This is a genomic window from Pontixanthobacter luteolus (assembly GCF_947494915.1).
In the GTDB taxonomy this organism is placed as follows: Bacteria; Pseudomonadota; Alphaproteobacteria; order Sphingomonadales; family Sphingomonadaceae; genus Pontixanthobacter; species Pontixanthobacter luteolus.
This window is the reverse complement of the sequence record NZ_CANLWR010000001.1, coordinates 1-18,403: the sequence shown is the minus strand read 5'-3', so window position 1 is coordinate 18,403 and position 18,403 is coordinate 1. Positions and strand designations below refer to the sequence as shown.

At 58.8% G+C, this 18,403-nt stretch carries 10 protein-coding genes; all 10 read left to right on the top strand.

Annotated features, from left to right (window positions below; translation table 11 throughout):
* A complete protein-coding gene (locus PO778_RS00050; RefSeq protein WP_160729099.1) occupies window positions 1–1,074 on the top strand; it encodes a LacI family DNA-binding transcriptional regulator in 1,074 nt (357 codons plus the stop codon).
* A 3-nt stretch (window positions 1,075–1,077) separates the two neighbouring features.
* Window positions 1,078–2,268 (top strand): MFS transporter, encoded by a 1,191-nt coding sequence (locus PO778_RS00045; protein ID WP_271438149.1) that lies wholly within the window; start codon window positions 1,078–1,080, stop codon window positions 2,266–2,268.
* A gap of 107 nt (window positions 2,269–2,375) precedes the next feature.
* Window positions 2,376–4,811, top strand: coding sequence for a glycoside hydrolase family 3 protein (locus PO778_RS00040; protein ID WP_271438148.1), 2,436 nt, complete (start codon window positions 2,376–2,378; stop codon window positions 4,809–4,811).
* Between the two features lie 25 nt (window positions 4,812–4,836).
* On the top strand, window positions 4,837–6,126 hold the full coding sequence (locus tag PO778_RS00035; RefSeq protein ID WP_160729097.1) for a sugar MFS transporter: 1,290 nt from the start codon (window positions 4,837–4,839) through the stop codon (window positions 6,124–6,126).
* 156 nt (window positions 6,127–6,282) lie between these two features.
* Window positions 6,283–7,824, top strand: coding sequence for a tryptophan halogenase family protein (locus PO778_RS00030; RefSeq protein WP_271438147.1), 1,542 nt, complete (start codon window positions 6,283–6,285; stop codon window positions 7,822–7,824).
* The gene (locus tag PO778_RS00025) at window positions 7,821–9,305 is read left to right on the top strand and encodes a tryptophan 7-halogenase (protein WP_271438146.1); all 1,485 of its coding nucleotides are present in this window, start codon (window positions 7,821–7,823) and stop codon (window positions 9,303–9,305) included. The genes PO778_RS00030 and PO778_RS00025 overlap by 4 nt, the downstream gene beginning before the upstream one ends.
* 167 nt (window positions 9,306–9,472) lie before the next feature.
* Window positions 9,473–11,182: a BCCT family transporter gene (locus tag PO778_RS00020; RefSeq protein ID WP_271438145.1), complete on the top strand. Its 1,710-nt coding sequence runs from the start codon at window positions 9,473–9,475 to the stop codon at window positions 11,180–11,182.
* A 376-nt stretch (window positions 11,183–11,558) separates the two neighbouring features.
* Window positions 11,559–14,207, top strand: coding sequence for a TonB-dependent receptor (locus PO778_RS00015; RefSeq protein WP_160729094.1), 2,649 nt, complete (start codon window positions 11,559–11,561; stop codon window positions 14,205–14,207).
* A gap of 84 nt (window positions 14,208–14,291) precedes the next feature.
* Window positions 14,292–16,268: a tetratricopeptide repeat-containing sulfotransferase family protein gene (locus PO778_RS00010; protein ID WP_271438144.1), complete on the top strand. Its 1,977-nt coding sequence runs from the start codon at window positions 14,292–14,294 to the stop codon at window positions 16,266–16,268.
* A gap of 49 nt (window positions 16,269–16,317) precedes the next feature.
* A complete protein-coding gene (locus PO778_RS00005; RefSeq protein ID WP_271438143.1) occupies window positions 16,318–17,571 on the top strand; it encodes an MFS transporter in 1,254 nt (417 codons plus the stop codon).
* The last annotated feature ends 832 nt before the right edge of the window (window positions 17,572–18,403 follow it).

The window sequence follows — 18,403 nt, the reverse complement described above, 5'->3', positions numbered from 1 at the left end:
ATGGCGCGGCGACGTCAGTCGGTAACGATCAAACACGTAGCTGCGGATGCGGGCGTTTCCCTGCAAACCGTCAGCCGTGTCATCAATAACGAAGCCAATGTGCGGCCCCAGATGAAGGAGCGTGTGCAGGCATCAATCGACAAGCTGGGTTACATCCCCTCGATCGCGGCACAGCGGATGAGCGGGTCGCGGTCATACCTGATTCTTGCGCTGAACGACCGCGAGCGGACAATCGAAGACTGGCGTTCGCGTCAGGGTTCGGACTGGGTCGACCAGATGCTGTATGGTGGCATGCTGAAATGCGCCGAATACGGCTATCGCCTGATTTTCGAACTGGTCGACACGCACAATGATCATGTCGAGCGCGAACTTCAGGCCGCGATTGCCGCGCTGCAACCAGACGGTGTGATCCTGACCCCGCCCCATTCCGACAATCCGCTGATCACCGGCGTTCTGCGCGAGCACAATATTCCATTCGCCCAGATCGGTTCGGAAGGCGCGGGCGGCGGAATACCGCTGATCATGGGCGATGAAGGCGCAGCGCATCTGGCAACAAACCATTTGGTGCGGCTTGGGCACAAAAAGATCGGTTTCATCACCGGATCGGCAGAATACCTCCTGAGCAAATGGCGCGAAGACGGGTGGCGCGGGGCGATGGATAACGCCGGTCTTCCCACCGACGGACTATGCGCGGAAGGCAATTTCACTTTCAAGTCCGGTCTAGAAGCGGCGCGTAAATTGCTGGATCAGCCAGCCCGCCCCACCGCGATCATCGCCAGCAATGATCAAATGGCTCTGGCTGTGCTGAAAGTTGCGAAGGAACTTGGCCTCGGTGTCCCCGCTGACCTTTCGATCATCAGTTTCGACAACACTCCGGCAACCCGGTTCGCGCAGCCGCCGATCACTGCAATCGACCAGCCCATCGCCGCCACATCATCGCGTGCGGTCGAACTGATCATCTCCGCCAAACGCGGCGAAGACCTGCCCGATGCCCCCACGGTGATCCCGGCAGAACTGATCGAGCGCGATTCCACCGGACCGGCAGCAGACCGGTCGGCTGCCAACAGCAACTAACGGGTGGACCGCCCCCGCTTCCAGTCGCCGCGGTTCCTGATCCTCTACGCGCTTGCGGCAGCCGGAGGGGCGATCGCTTACGTCCCTTTTTTAACGATCCTGCTGCCTATGCAGGTAACCTCGCTGGTCGGTTCTGCGGATGTCGAATGGCTCGCCTATTGCGCCTTTGCCGGGGCGGTAGCCGCAAGCATCGCCAACATCGCGTTCGGCTGGTTCAGCGATGCCACCCGCAACCGGAAATCATGGATGCTCGCCGGTCTGGGGCTGTCCAGCGCAGTGCTGGTGTCCATGTCCCACGCGCGCGATATGGAAACGCTGATCGGCCTGATCGTGCTGTGGCAGGTTTTCCTGAACATGATGCTGGCTCCGCTTGCCGCATGGGCGGGTGACTGTGTGCCCGACGGGCAGAAGGGCATATTGGGCGGGTTACTGGCATTTTCGCCAGCTGCAGGTGCACTTGCCGCAGCAATTGTGACCTATCCCGGACTGGCTGGGCCCGATGCACGGTTGGTCATCGTGGCGGTGATCGTTGCGGCATGCGTATTGCCGGCAATCCTGTTTGGTGCCCCGACTGAGTTTCCCGAACTCAACCGGCCCACCGCGAGCGATGAAAAACTGATCCAGACCACCGAAACCGCCCGCTCTGTCGTGGTCAGGATGTGGCTCGCGCGGCTGCTGATCCAGATTTCCGAAGCCGCGCTGTTTGCCTATCTGTATTTCTGGTTCCGTTCGGTCGATGGATCGATGACCGACAGTTCGGTTGCGCGCATCTTCAGCGTGATTCTCATCGCATCGATACCGGTCGCATTGTGGACCGGCCGGTGGGCCGACAGGACCGGGCGGCCCATCCTGCCCCTGCCCGTGACCGCCGCGCTCGGCAGTGCAGGACTGGTCGCTATGGCGCTATCGTTCAGCCTCGAAACTGCCATTGCCGGTTATGTGCTGTTCGGCATAGCAACATCCGTATTCCTCTCGCTGCACACCGGGCAGACACTGCGCGTTTTGCCGAAACCGCAAACGCGCGGGCGTGATCTGGGGATTTTCAACCTGACCAATACCGGCCCTTCGCTGATTGTGCCGTGGATGGCGATTGCACTCGTTCCGGTGTTCGGATTTTCCGGACTGTTTTACCTGCTTGCCGGCCTAGCCCTGCTGGCCGCGTTCCTGCTCGCCAGTCTGCCCCGCCCCAGATAGCCGCTTGCTTTTGAATCTCGCCTCTGTAAAACCCCTTTTTGAGAACGTTCACACAATGCGCCAGACGGTTTCAAAGAACACGGCGTCAGTACGTTAAAGAGGATGGGATGAGGGTGCGATTTCTTACACTTGCAGGGGCAGTCGCCCTTTCGGCTTGCAGCAATACGGGGCCGGTGCAGAGCGCCGCGTCCGATGCGCCGCCAGCCGCCGAACAATCGGCGGTGCCGCTTTCCGCAATGTCTGCAGAACAGATAGTTCAGGCGATGTCGGTCGAACGGAAAGTCGCGCAGCTTATCATGCCCGACATTTCAACGATTACGCCGGACGATGTGCGCACCTATCGCTTCGGATCGATCCTGAATGGCGGCAATAGCGGGCCCGGCGGCGATGATCTGGCGCCGGCGCCTGAATGGCTGGCGCTGGCCGACGCTGTCTGGGAGGCTTCTTCCGCGCCGCTTGCGAACGGTGAACCGGCGGTCCCCGCACTATGGGCCACCGATGCAGTGCATGGTCACAGCAACATTCCCGGCGCAACGATCTTCCCGCACAATATTGCCCTTGGCGCGACGCGCGATGCAGAGCTGATGGAGCGGATCGGCGAGGCGACGGCAGCTGAAATCGCCGCAACTGGAATCGACTGGACGTTTGCCCCGACACTGGCGGTCGCAACTGACGATCGCTGGGGCCGCACCTATGAGAGTTTCTCTGAAGATCCGCAGTTGGTCAGCAAACTGGGCGAAAGCACCATTTGGGGTCTGCAAGGCCGGCCTGGAAGCGAGGGTTTTCTCGACCAGACGCGGGTAATCGCGACTGCCAAGCATTTCTACGGCGACGGCGGGACGGGCGGCATCGATCGCGGTAATACTGCCGGTTCCGATGAATTCCTGCGCAGCGTGCACCTTGCACCTTACAAGCCGGCAATCGGCGCAGGCGCACAAACGGTCATGGCATCATTCTCCTCCGTTAACGGAGAAAAGATGCACGGCAGCAAGCGTTTGCTGACCGATGTTCTTCGCGGCGAGCTCGGCTTTGGCGGGCTCGTGGTTGGTGACTGGAACGGTCACGGGGAACTGGACGGCTGCACGAATACCGATTGCCCGCAATCGCTGATGGCCGGGCTCGACATCTTCATGGTTCCGGAAGACTGGAAGGGTCTTTACCAGTCGCTCCTGTCGCAAGTGAACGATGGCACCATTCCGATGGAACGCCTCGATGAAGCGGTTATCCGCATTCTCAAGGTCAAACAGAATTACGGCCTGTTCAGCAGACCCAGGCCTTCGGAACGCAGCCTTGCCGGTGATTATTCGGTGATCGGGGCTGATGCGCACCGCGCCGTCGCCCGCGAAGCCGTGCGAAAATCGCTTGTACTGCTGAAGAATAACGGTGTCCTGCCGCTGAAACCGAACGCGGCGATCGAAGTTGCCGGGGCGGGCGCGGACTCAATTGCCATTCAATCGGGCGGCTGGTCGATCACCTGGCAGGGCGGCGGCGAACTGACCAACAGCGATTTCCCCGGCGCGACTTCGATCTTTGCCGGACTGGCGAAGGCGATGGCGGAGGCCGGCGGCACTGCCCGGCTAGTCTCCGATTCTGCGGCAGGCGCAAAGCCCGATGCAGCAATCGTCGTGTTTGGCGAAGAACCTTATGCCGAATTCGTGGGCGACCGCGAAGATCTGGCCTTCCGCGATGAAGAGGGGCTGGAACTGCTGCGCGAATACAAGGAACGCGGCGTCCCTACTGTCGCCGTATTCCTGTCCGGCAGACCGCTATGGGTGAACCGCGAGATATCGCTTGCCGACGCGTTTGTTGCCGCATGGCTCCCCGGGACCGAGGGCGCCGGCATCGCCGATGTCCTGGTCGGAAACACTGACGGGTCGCCGCGCTATGACTTTACCGGAAAGCTCGCCTTTGGCTGGCCGTCAAACTGCGCCCCCAACAGCGGCAACCTGTTCGAATTCGGACAAGGCGGCAGCTATGCCGCTTCACCCGCCTTGCCGGCGCTCGATCTTGAATGCGCGTTGCTGAATCAGGACTTCTCAAATGGACTGCGCATTTTCGAACGCGGCCTCAACCAGGCAATCACCGCCAGCGCAGCCGATAGAGGCGGGCAAGCGGACTTGACCAACCTGGTCGGCAAAAGCCCGGAAAATGCAGTTAGCATCGCAGCCTTCGATAAGGATGCTCAGGAAGATGCGCGCCGGATTACATGGAGCGCGCCGGGAACGGTCGTTTTCGACTGGAAACAGCAGGCGTTGCCTGAAGCTGGCGCACTCAACCTGACCTACAAGGTCGGCGCACGGCCGCAGGGGCAATTGCTGCTGAAGCCGCAATGCGAAGGATGCGACGATGCGATCGACCTGACATCGACCGTCGCACTCGCGGCGAACCTTGGCTGGCGGACAATGCAGATACCGCTGAGCTGCTTGTCGGACGGCGAACTGGCCGGTTTCACACTGGAATCTTCATCCGCATACGAGTTCGAGATGGAAATCGCCGGAATTGTGCCGCAAGCGAATGATCAGAAATGTACCGGCCCGTTCTAAGGCTGGACAAGGGAGGGAATACACCATGGCTCTAGCGCCAGACGTTGCGTCGAGCACCGATCCGAATCCGATCGAGGCAGAAGACATCCATGTAAACGAGCCGGGTCTGCAATGGTTCGTGTTCGCGCTGTTTTTCATTTTCGGCGGTATCACTTCGCTCAATGACGTGATCATTCCGAAGCTGAAGGAACTGTTCACCCTCAATTACACGCAGGCGATGCTGGTTCAGTTCTGCTTCTTCGCGGCCTATTTCGTGATCGGAATACCCGGCGCAAAGCTGGTGAAACGGATCGGATACATGCGCGGCGCGGTTGCTGGCCTGTTGATCATGATGACCGGCTGCCTGCTGTTCATCCCCGCATCGCAGACCGCGACATACAGCCTGTTTCTGTTTGCCCTGTTCGTCCTCGCCAGCGGGGTCGTGGTGGTGCAGGTCGTGGCCAACCCGCTGATCAGCCTGCTTGGCCCGGCGAAAACCACCCACAGCCGGCTGACTTTCGCGCAGGCATTCAATTCCTTCGGTACTTTCATTTTCCCGCTGGTTGGTGCTGGCCTGATCCTCGGCAGTCTGGCCAATGTCAGCGCAGAAGACCTCTCGGGTGCTGAACTCGACGCCTACCGCTCGCTGGAATCGGCAGTGATCGTGAACACCTATGTCGGTCTGGCGATTGCGCTGGCGATCGTGGCCGCGGTCGTATGGATGTTCCGCAACCGCCTGAAGTCAGAAAAGCACGAAGCGAGCGCTGGCCTTGCCGGACTGGATCTGCTGACGCGGCCCCGCTTCCGTTTCGGCGCGCTATCGATCTTCCTCTATGTCGGCGGTGAAGTCGCCATCGGTTCGATCATCATCAATTACCTGTCGCAGGACTTCGTTCTGGGGCAGCCTGAAAGCGTGATCGGCTGGATGGTCGCATTGTATTGGGGCGGTGCAATGGTTGGCCGACTGATCGGTTCGGGCTTGCTGCGGATCGTCAGCCCGGGGCTCCTGCTGGCAACCGTGGCCGCGGGGGCAATCACATTGATCGTGATTTCCGCCAACACCACCGGCGAGCTTTCTGCCTATAGCCTGCTCGCAATCGGCCTGATGAACGCGATCATGTTCCCGACGATCTTCTCGCTCGCATGCGAGAAGCTGGGTACCCGCGCAGCGGACGGATCGGGCATCATCAATGTCGCGATCTGCGGCGGCGCGGTTGTTCCGCTGCTTGTCGGAGCTGTTGCCGATGCGACCACATTGGCATTTTCGCTGGTCATTCCTGCGATCTGCTATGCGGTGATTGCCGGCTTCGGGATTTTCGCCCGCAAGCCTGCCTGACCGAAGACAGCCTATGTTCTATGTGGGCGGGCAGGCTTCGGCGTGTCCGCCCGTTTCATTTCCGCCACGCTGCCGATCAGCACCGCATCGCGATTGCCGCGTCCGGTTGATCTTCCATGACAATCTGCGAATGCTCCCATCAATTGGGAGTGAACGTTGAAAGATCGGTCTGACAGGCTAGTCCGCAAAATCGTGATCGTTGGCGGCGGCACGGCTGGCTGGATGACTGCAGCCGCCTTGTCGCACCGCCTGTGCGGGCTCGGCTTGGACATAACGCTAATCGAATCCGCCGAAATCGGCACAGTTGGTGTGGGCGAGGCGACGCTGCCGCAGATCCGATATTTCAATCAAGCGCTCGGCATTGACGAAACCGAGTTGATGACCGCCACCAGCGCCACGATCAAGCTGGGCATCCAGTTCTGCGATTGGGGCCGGATAGGGGACAGCTATTTCCATCCTTTCGGCGCGTATGGTGACACCATCGGCCCAGCAGATTTTCATCACTACTGGGTCAGGCAGGCTGGCCGCTCCGGCTGCGAACCGTTCGGAAATTTCAGCTTCCCGATTGTCGCTGCCGAAGCGGGAAAGTTCGACCTCCCAGGTCCGCAGAATGAAGACGGGCCGACCGCCTATTCCTATGCCTTCCAGTTCGATGCGAGCCTCTATGCCGCATTTCTGGGCCGCTTTGCACAGCAGCGCGGCGTCCGGCGCGTAGAGGGCAAGATCGTGTCCGCAGCATTGGACGGTGAAAACGGTTTTATCCGTTCTGTCAGCCTTGAGTCTGGCGAAACTTTCGGGGCGGACCTGTTTATCGACTGCTCCGGTTTTCGCGGCGTTTTGATCGAACAGGAACTGAAGACCGGGTATGAAGACTGGAGCGAATTCCTCCCCAATAACCGCGCCTATGCAGTGCCCTGCGAAATGATGGGACCACTATCGCCATATACACGCGCGACAGCGCGCGAAGCCGGATGGCAGTGGCGTATCCCGCTGCAGCACCGGGTTGGCAACGGCCATGTCTATTGCGACAGCTATATCAGCGACCAGGACGCGCTCGACCAGCTGATGACCACGCTGGAAGGGAAGCCTCTGGCTGAACCCAAGCAGCTGTTCTTCGCGACTGGCAAGAGGCGCAAGATGTGGAGCAGGAATTGCGTCGCAATCGGTTTGTCCGGCGGTTTTCTGGAGCCGCTGGAATCGACCAGCATCGATTTGATTCAGAGCGGTATCGACAATCTCGTGGCGCTGTTCCCGGAACAGGAATGCGCTGTCAGCGACGCGGATGAATACAACCGCCTGATGGATGCCGAGTATGCCCGGATCCGCGATTTCCTGATGCTCCATTATGTCGCAAACCAGCGCGAGGATTCGCCTATGTGGCGTGATTTTCGCGAGAGCCAGATGCCAGATAGCCTTGCTGCGAAAATCGACGCGTTCAAATCGCGCGGGCTGGTTCCGGATTTCACGCAAGGGCTGTTTCTGGCGCCCAGCTGGCTATCCGTCTTTATCGGCCAGAACGTGATGCCCGAAACGTGGGACCCGCGCGCCGGCATCCTGCCCAAACAAGAGCTTGAAACAAAACTGGGCCAGGTTTCCGCAACTATCCGCAAAGGCGTGGACGCGATGAGAACCCACTCCCGGTTCATCGCCGAATCCGGTGCCGCTTTCCAGCCGCCAGAGGCAGGTCAGCGCCAATGACCGATCATCCGCATCTTGCAAAAATCGCTCTATTCGGCACTTCCGCTGATGTCTGGCCGGTAGCCGCATTGCTGGCGTGCAGCCTGCCCGAACAGACAAAGCTGACGATCGTCGAGACATCCGGAAGCGGCAGCGGCACCAATGGTGCAATGGTAGTCCCTGCGGCACACCGATATTTCGAGCGGTCGCAGATAGACATAGCTGACCTCCTCAAACGCTCCGACGCGTCGGTCGGTATCGGCATCACGCATCTCGGCTGGCTCGGTGCGGGAAGTGAACTGTTTCTCGGACCGTCCGGTTCAATGCCAAAGATTAACGGAGTGCCGCTTCACCAGATCATGCTCCGCGCAGCGATGCTGCATGATGATCGAAGGCGGCTGGCACATCTGCTCGAACCATTCCGCCTGCCTTCGCGCGCCGCAGCCGCAGGAAAACTCAGTTGGCCCGCCGGAGAGGCCGGCTCGCCCAAGCAAATGCTCGGTCCGCAGATCCAGATCGGGGTGGCCGCGTTTGCCGAATACCTGCGCGGGCGATCCACTCGCGACCGGTTCGAAACTTTACAAGGAATAGCCTCTGCAGTCGCGACTGGCGGTGAGAATACTGTCCGCTCCGTCTTGCTGGAAGACGGCCGCGAAATTGCTGCAGACATTTTCATCGACTTATCCGGCGAGATTTCAGATTTTGCGGTGCTGGAGCAGGGTACGCAGCCGAAGCAGTCGGTATTTGAATTCCCATTCAGTCAGCTGCGTTCGGGCTTCATTCCGGCGGCGGAAGGGCAGCGTAGCTTCAATCCTGCCGCGGAGGCGATCGAAGGCGGCCTCATAATGCGTACGACACTTCCATCCGGCACCATCATAGAAGCGCTCGTTAGCGAAACCGGTCACGAGGCTGCCGGCATTGGCAATCTTCCCGCCAGCGACATGACGTGCGCAGATTTCCGGATGTTTTCGACCGCTGATCCGTGGAGCGGCAATTTGGTCCGCATGGGCACAGCGGCGTGCGCGCTCGGTCCGTACCATTCGGCAGACCGGCTGCTGCTGCTGGAACAAGCTTTGCATTTCGCCGAACTGTTACCCGCCTCGGCCAACATGGCTGCAGAAGCGCAGGCATATAATGCGCGGCAAGCAGCCTCATTCAGTCAAGTTCGAGATCGCGTGCTTGCGCCGTTTTTGCTGAACCACAGAACCGACGCGGCGTGGACCGCTTGCCGAGAGGTGGATGTGCCGGGAAGCCTGCGCATCAGGATGGATCAGTTTGCTGCCAGAGGGCGGCTGGTGACTTTCGAGCATGAAATCACCGACGAACAGGAATGGATAGACCTGTTCATTGGATTTGGACTGATACCGGATCGGTGCGACCCGCTGGCGCTGACACTGGATATGCAGAAACTGGTGCCGGTCCTCGGGCGGATCGCCAGCGATCTGGGCGCCATCGTTGCAGCGATGCCGGACCACAAGGCGCCTTTCCGCGCGCAGGGTTGAGCAACGGGGCCATTACTTCCTCCGGCGATCATCTCCCCTGCTACCCTTGCAATGCTCGCCGTAGGCTTTAGGCATGTGGCACACCTTTTTCCCTGACAAACCGTGCCTTGCAAAATGTGCTTCGGCATCGCGGGAAAACCGTACCCGATGGAAAGCAGAGCAAATCTATGAGTGACACCGCTGACGGAAATTCGATTGATCCGCCATTGGTGCATCTGCCCATCAAGACTGCGAGTAAGGGGTTTTACAACGGTTTCAGCACGATTGTGACTGTTCCGTCCAAGGTGATCGTCACCCTTCTGATCCTGTGGGCCATACTGTTCCCGGTGCAGGCAAACGAAGTACTGGCGCTCGCCAACGATACGATCATTCGCGATTTCGCTGGTTGGTATGTTTACCTGGTGGCATTCCTCATGCTCATTGCATTCATTCTTGCGGTGATCCCAAAAACCGGAACACTGCGCCTCGGTTCTCATGGCGAGAAACCGGAATTCTCGCGCTTCTCGTGGTTTGCTATGCTGTTCGGGGCTGGGATCGGGATCGGCATGCTGACCTATTCCACCGGTGAGCCTTTGGCCCATTTTCAGAACAATCCGGACATCATCCGCGGGATGATCGAACCGGTTTCTGCCGAGGCTATCCGCCCGGCCTATATTTACACTTTCCTGCATTGGGGCTTCGCCGCATGGGCCACCTATGCGCTGGTCGGCCTGGCAGTCGGCTATGTCGCCTATCGCCGCAACTTGCCGCTGACGATCCGGTCGGCACTCGCTCCGCTGTTTGGCAAGGCAATGTCCGGCCCTGCCGGTCACATTGTCGATATCGTTGCGGTTGTTGCAACGGTTTTGGGCGTTGCCGTAACGATGGGCCTGGGGGTCGAACAATTCGTGACCGGGTTGCACCGGCTTGGCCTTGGCGACTGGTTGATCGGTCCAGAAGGCACCGCTTCGTCTGCGGCCATTGTTGTCGCGCTGATCCTGCTGGTCGGCGCATCGACGATATCCGCGCTTTCCGGTGTCGGCCGCGGTATCAAATGGCTGTCCAATCTGAATATGGGCCTGTCTTTCCTGTTGCTGGCAGTCTTCGTCATCCTCGGATCGGGTCTGCTCGGATTTGAGCTCCTGCTGACCGGCATATATGATTACATCGTGAATTTGCCCGGACTGGCGCTTACCCTCTGGTCCGCCGATGGAACTACGTCCGGTGACGCGCTGGCACAGTGGCAACTCGACTGGTCGGTTTTCTATTGGGCCTGGTGGATCGCCTTCGCCCCCTTCGTCGGCATGTTCATTGCGCGCGTGTCGCGCGGACGGACAGTGCGCGAATACGTTCTGGGCGTAATCCTTGTCCCTTCGCTGATGTGCTTTGTCTGGATGGCGATTGTCGGCGGAACCGCGATCGATCTGGAACTGAGCGGAGCTGCGCAAGGCACAATTCTCTCATCCGGCATTTCCGACCAACTCTATGCCACGCTGGCCGTGATGTTCGATCCGGCAATTGCGCTGGTTATGTCGGGCCTCGTGGTGATCCTGCTGATGACCTATCTAATCACATCGGCCGACAGCGCGATCCTGATCGTCAACACGATCAACGGGGCCGGAGAAGACAGCAGCGCATCTGACCGCCGTCACCATATTATTTTCTGGGGCGCCGCCATCGCATTTGTGGTCGGCAGCATGTTGCTGCTGGGCGGGATAGAGGCGATCCGCATCACCATGATCATCGGCGCACTGCCATTCTCGTTCGTTGTCGCCCTTATGGGCATTTCGATCATAAAGGCAGTGATCTACGATCTCATCCGCAAACGTCAGGGCGTTGCATGCACCGCCCACGCCAGCGAAGTGATCGAGAACCCAGCCGCAGCAAGTTCAGTATAGCGACCCCGGCGATCGCCGGGAACGTCCGATAGCAACTTGATTTCGACTTGCGCGTGACAAGTATTTTATGACGCCTATTTGAGTTAACTATAAATACTGCCCGATTACATGGTAAGATTGAAATAATGAACCAGTAAAAGTGCAATGTATATCGGCTCGAAGATATATATATTTGCCTTTATTTGATTTATTGTTTTCCTGTGATGATAATATCACAGACTCTTTTCGCTTCGTAATTATTGGCCTCCTGCGGTGGCCAGCTCTGGGTGACTTTGTTATTCGCCCGCCACCGTGCGCAAAATCAATCCGCTCAGGCGTGATTTATTGCGGCGAGATCCAAAGCCAGACCTTCGAAGTCGACAGGGAAAAAATCCAGATGATCAAATTTACAAGCGGCACGTCGATCGTGGCGATCGCCGCCTTTACGGCAACAGCAGCCTCCGCGCAGGACGCTCAGCCGCGCACCGGGGGCGTCGGTGAAATCGTGGTAACTGCAACCAAGGTTTCCGAAAACCTGCAGGACGTTCCGATCTCGGTAAACGCAATTGGCGAGGAAGCGCTGGACGAGCTCGCGATCGACACGTTCTCCGATTACCTTGATCAGCTTCCCACCGTTACTGCAGGCGGCAGCGGTCCGGGCCAGAGCACGATCTATATTCGCGGCCTCGCCTCGACCACGCCCAACCTGACCACCGCCGGTGTGGCTGGCCTCGCGCCCAACGTTGCGCTTTATCTCGACGATCAGCCGCTCGCACAGCCGGGCCGCAACCTCGACGTCTATGCTGCCGACCTTGAACGTATCGAGGTTCTCGCAGGACCACAGGGCACGCTGTTCGGCGCAAGCTCGCAGGCAGGTGTTGTCCGCCTGATCACCAACAAGCCTTCGCTGAGCGGCTTTGACGCTGGCGCAAAGGCCGGTGTTTCCTTCACCAAGGGCGGCGAAGCCAGCTACAACGCTGAAGCGATGCTCAACATCCCGGTCACCGACAATTTCGCCGTTCGCGGGGTATTCTATCTCGACAGCCAGGGCGGTTATATCGACAATGTTGCAGGCACGATCACCGCACGTGACAGCGCCCGCTTCCGTCCGGCCGGAACCGTCCGTTCAAACGGTGTGCCGGTGAACACGCAGCGCGCCGGTTTCCAGTCCGACCCGGCAACGCTGGCACAAATCGATGCCAACGTGAACTTCATCGCCGCCGACAATTCGGGTCTTGTGGAAGAAGATTTCAACGACACCCAGTATTCTGGTTTCCGCGCATCGGCTTTGTACGAATTCACACCCGACTGGCGCCTGACCGTTTCGCATGCACGCCAGTCAATTGAATCTGACGGTGTGTTCTTCGCCGATCCCGATCTCGACCTCGATGATCTGGAAATCCAGCGTTACGAACAGGACCGGATCGAAGACGATTTCTCCAACACCAGTTGGACGGTCGAAGGCCGCCTGGCGATGCTCGATGTGGTCTACACCGGTGCATATACCGACCGCGAAACCGAACAGCGGGTCGATTACACCGACTATCTGTTTGTCGGCCAATACCTGCCTTATTACATCTGCGACGGCTCCGTCAGCTATCCGGGTGCAGCGGTGCCGAGCGGCACCTGTCAGGCACCAAACCTGTTTGTGACCTCGTCTTCCAAGACCAAGGTCTTCACGCAGGAATTCCGGGTCAACACTCCTCAGGAAGAGCGTATTCGCGCAACTCTGGGTGCGTTCTATTCCGATCTGGAACTTCAGGAGCGTAACGACTTCACCTATCCGGGTAGCGTCGCCGCTGCACCATTTGGCGCCTTCGCTCCGAACTTCCCGTTCCCGGGCGGTTTCCAGAGTGATGCCGGACCGTTCCCGGCTGGCGTGATTTTCCGGAACGACATCAAGCGGACCGATGAACAGTTCGGCCTGTTTGGCGAAGCCAGCTTCGACGTCGTGCCCGATCTGCTGACCGTCACGCTCGGCGCGCGTTACTACAACATCGAAGTCGACTTTGAAGGCGATGCCAACAGCTCGTTCTGCAACTCGGGCGCTGCGCAGGATGCCGACGCGTTCGGCACCAATGTTTCCGACCTGTATGATGGCGATGGCCAGTTCACCTTCGTTGGAAGCTGTAATGCGGCACTTCGCCAGACATTCAGCCAGGGCGATACGCTGGCAGATATTCAGGCTGCCGGCCTGACCGCTGCACAGGCACAGCAGGTGTTCAATTCGCTGAACGCACCTGACGTCGCCAAGGCCAAGGGCACGATCCTAAAAGGCACCGTAACCCTGACGCCAAGCGAGGACCTGCTGTTCTACGCGACCTATTCGGAGGGCTTCCGCCCTGGCCTGCTGAACCGCCCCGGCGGTGCCGGAAACGGTGCAGGCTTCACGGTTCCATTCGAACTCGAAACCGATGAAGTGAAGAACTACGAACTCGGCTGGAAGATGGACCTGATCGACGGCCAGCTGCGACTGAACGGCAGTGCGTTCTTCGTCGACATCAGCCGTCTGCAAACGACGATCTTCGATCCTAGCATCACCAATCTGTTCTTCTCGGACAATGCCGCGGATGCAGAGATCAAGGGCGTCGAAGGCGAGATCACGTGGGCACCGTACAGCATTGAAGGCCTGACGGTTTCCGGGGCGTTTTCATTCCTCGATACGGAAATCACCAAGGTCCTCACGCCGACCAACGATGTGATCAAGGGCGAACCGCTTGCTTATGCTCCGGAATTCCAGGGCAACCTGCGCGTTCGTTACGAATGGGATCTCAACGACGATCTCAGCGCGCACATCCAGCCGCAGCTCGTCCATTCCGGTTCGAAGTTCACCGACATCATCGAAATCAACAAGTTCAAACTGGAAAGCTACACAACCTTCGCGCTCAGCGCAGGGGTCAAGACCAACCAGTGGTCGCTTGAAATCTTCGGTGAGAACCTGACCGATACGCGTGCGGAAATCGCAGGCAATTACATCAACGATCGCGAGCGGATCACCACAAACCGCCCACTGACCGTGGGTATGCGCGTCAGCTTCGATTACTGATCGTCTGACCTCACATTGATCGAAACGGCGGACAGGGCTTAACTGCCTTGCCCGCCGTTTCTCTTTTCTGGCAAAGGCATCGTCATGGCAGACACACGCGATGAACGTTCAGCGCAGCTCAAATCGGGGCAGGATGCCCTTCGTTCGGGTGATTTCGGTTCCGCCTTGGCGATTGCCCAGACACTGATCCAAAGCGGGCCCGAGGATGCCGAAAGCCTGTATCTGGCCGCTGTTGCCAGCCGCTACCTGTCCGACTTTGCCGCTGCGCAGGGTTATTTGAGCCAGTTGCAAGCCGCCTCACCCGAATTCGGGCGCGCCTGGCAGGAAGCCGGTCATCTCGCCCGCGCGGAAGGCAATCAGAATGGCGCGATCGCTGCGTTCACGCGCGCGGTACAGTTCAACCCCGCGCTGGAGGCAAGCTGGCGGACGCTGGCAGAATTGCAGGCAGCAGCCGGCAACACTGCTGAGGCCGCATCTTCGCAGGCGCAGGCAGACCGCATCCGTTTGATGCCGCGCGAATTGCTGGCAGTGACTAACCATCTGGCAGAGGGCCGGCTGTTGAAGGCAGAGGAATTCTGCCGGCACTATCTGCGCCACAGCCCGCGCAGCACCGAGGGTATGCGCCTTCTGGCGCAGATCGGGATCAAGCTGGGCATCCTCGACGATGCGGAATTTCTGCTGGAAAGCGCCGCGGAGTTCGAGCCCGACAATATCCAGGTTCGCCTCGATTACATCGATGCCCTGCGCAGGCGGCAGAAATTTGCCGAAGCGAAGGCCCAGGCGGAAGCCCTGTACGCGCGCGATCCGGAAAGCCCGCTCTTCCAGTCGCACCTTGCGATCGAGGCCATGCAAACCGGCGAATACGACCGCGCTTTCGAACTGTTTGATCAGGTTCTGGAAAAGCTGCCCAACGACCCGGCCACGCTGACTTCGCGAGGCCATGCACTGAAAACCACGGGCGCTCAGGATGATGCGATCGCATCCTACCGCAGCGCATTAGCCGCGAAGCCGGACCATGGGGATGCATATTACGCACTTGCCAATCTGAAGACCTATCGGTTCGCAGATGATGAGATTGCCGCGATGCTCGCGCAGATCGACCGCCATGAGCTTGCGTTCATGGACCGGGTGCACATGTCCTTCGCGCTGGGCAAAGCGTTCGAGGACCGCGAAGAATACGAGGCATCATTCCGCCATTACGATGCCGGTAACACGCTGAAACGCCGCCAGACACGATATGATGCTGATACAATGAGCGCAGAACTCGCCCTACAGGCGCAAATCTGCACTCCCGATCTGTTCGAGAAGCACGACGGCGCCGGGCATCCCGCACCCGACCCGATCTTCATCCTTGGCCTCCCGCGTGCAGGTTCAACCTTGCTCGAACAGATACTGGCTTCGCACAGCCAGATCGACGGGACGCTTGAATTGCCCAACATCCTTGCCCTTGCCCACCGGCTGCGCGGGCGGAAAGCTGGCGAAACGCTTTATCCTGCGGTCCTGCATGATTTAAGCTCGGAGCAGCTGGCTGAAATGGGCGAGAACTTTCTCGAGAACACCCGCATCCACCGGCAGGGCGCGCCGATGTTCATCGACAAGATGCCGAACAATTTTCGCCATATCGGCCTTATCAAGCTCATCCTGCCGAATGCCCGGATCATCGATGCCCGCCGCGATCCGATGGATTGCTGCTTCTCCGGCTTCAAACAGCTGTTCGCAGAGGGACAGGAATTCACCTACGGGCTCGAAGAAATCGGGCGGTATTACAGCGACTATGTTTCCCTGATGGACCATTGGGACACGGTTTTGCCGGGCGCGGTCTTGCGGGTTCAGCACGAGGATGTTCTCGACGATCTGGAAGGCCAGGTCAGCCGGATGCTCGACTATCTTGGCTTGCCTTTCGAACAATCCTGCCTGGAGTTCCACAAGAGCAAGCGCGCGGTTCGAACTGCCAGTTCTGAACAGGTGAGGCGGCCGATCAACCGGGACGGTGTAGCTGCGTGGAAACCGTTTGAGCCGTGGCTGGGGCCGCTGCGTTCTGCACTGGGTTACACAGACTGAAGACTTGCCGCTGGTCAAACCCTGACCTTCGCTGATAAGCGCGCGAATTATGCTCGCTTCGCTACTCAATGTCAGGACCTTCCTGCTCGCAATCTTCCTGATCATGGCGGGCAGCGGTTTCCTGTCCACTCTGATTGCAGTCCGGCTGGAGGCTGCCGGTGCCAGCGCGCTGGTGATCGGCCTCGCAGCGACAGCGTATTTTACTGGTCTGTTTGCCGGATCGCTGACCGTGTCGAAACTGATCGGCAATGTTGGCCATATCCGCTCGTTTGCGGCATTCGTTTCGGTATTTTCCGCCAGCAGCCTTGCCTATGCCTTGCACGAGAGCGCAGCAATCTGGCTGGTGCTGCGGTTCATAGACGGCTTGGTAATTGCCGGCATCTATATCTGCCTTGAAAGCTGGCTGAACGAAAAGGCCGAGCCAGCCAATCGCAGCAGCGTTCTGGCCGGGTACATGGTGGCGCTGTATTCCGGGCAGGCGATCGGCCAGTTCCTGCTCAATCTTGGGGAGGAATCGCCCGCCCTGCCCTTCATGTATTCGGCGATCCTGCTTTCAATCGCGGTGCTGCCGGTGGTCCTGACCAAGGATGTGCAGCCGACGATCGAGGATTTGAAGCCTCTGGCGGTAAAGAAGCTCTACCGAATATCCCCGCTTGGTGTCGTCGGGGTCACCGCGACAGGCCTGATGCTCGGCGCATTCTATGCACTGGGTGCAGTTTTCATCCGGCGTTTGGGGATGGACCTGTCTGACGTGGCGTTTTTCACCTCATGCGTCATCGCGGGCGGCGTGGCGCTGCAATGGCCGCTTGGCATGTTGTCCGACCGGTTCGACAGACGGCGCGTGATTGTCGGGACGTTCGTAGGTGCGGTGTTGGTGTGCACTGCGATCGTATGCAGCTTGGACAGCCGTCTGCTGCTGTTTCCACTCGGCGCGCTTTTCGGCGGAATGACCTTCGCACTTTACCCCCTATGTGTCGCGCACACCAACGATCACATAAAGGAAAGCGAGCGCGTTGGGGCAACCGGCGGATTGGTGCTGGCCTATTCGGCAGGCGCGATGGTGGGGCCGGTTGTCGGCTCAATCGGAATCGGAAGCTTCGGCGCTGGCGGATTGTTCGGCGCCATTGGCCTGGTCGCGTTCTTTGTGACGGCTTTCGGCTTCTGGCGTTTGTTCATTGCCCAAGCGGTTCCGGCAGAAGACCAGCAGGCCTTTCAGAACCTGCCGCGCACAACGCCGATGGCGACATCGCAGGAGCTGGAGCTAGACGATCCTGCCAGTTCGGACGAAACCAGTCCGTCGTAATTCCCGCAGCATCTATTTGCGAAGGGCTCTGCCGCATTCATGATGAAAACGCGGAGGGCTAGGCTGGATGCCGGACGGCGGAGAAAAAATGCGGTCTTACGGCGCAATTGCACAAAGAGGCTTTCGACGGAGGTAGCCTTGTTATGGAATGCGGAAGCTTCTGCTCGCTTTTGAATGGAAGAAATCTTCACTTTTTGCACTCTTTTTCCGAGCAGACCTTCGTCGGACGTAGCCAATTAGCGGAGCTGAAGGGGGAACTCTCTCAAAGCGCTTCACTTGAGCCAATGAGATCCGCAACGGCGGCCAGAACGTTCGAGTTACTCACAACAATTCCATTAAGGCTAAAGCCGGCCATCGAAAAAGTGGCAGTTCCGCTTTTGCGCGAAACACGTTGGACCTGACACAACATGCGAGGATGGCCGTATGATGTACCTTTCGATCGTGTTTCTCTGTCGAGGTTACAGCGCTTCCAGAATGCTTGTCTGTTGTTGAGCCGCAATAACCACTCGCTCATTTACAGACTGAATGCGACTCCCAAGATTGTGAGAGGTGGGCTTAAGGCAGAAGTCGAGAAGGCAATCGCGATGACGCAAACAGCGCCAGACCTCGCAAAGCTGGTCTTCAACGTAACATCATCATTGAGCCGAGATAGGCGGCATGTGTTTGCTGGTGTGGCTCTTGGCAAGCTGACTATGAGCCTTCCCGCATCCCCTTCTGTAATTGTGTCTGCTCGCGGGCAGCCCTAAGACGTCTGGGCCCCCACAGCAGATGTACCGCCTTCGGCCCGATTAGGGGCGTCATACAGACGCGCAGAAGCCCTGCTGGATTGCAG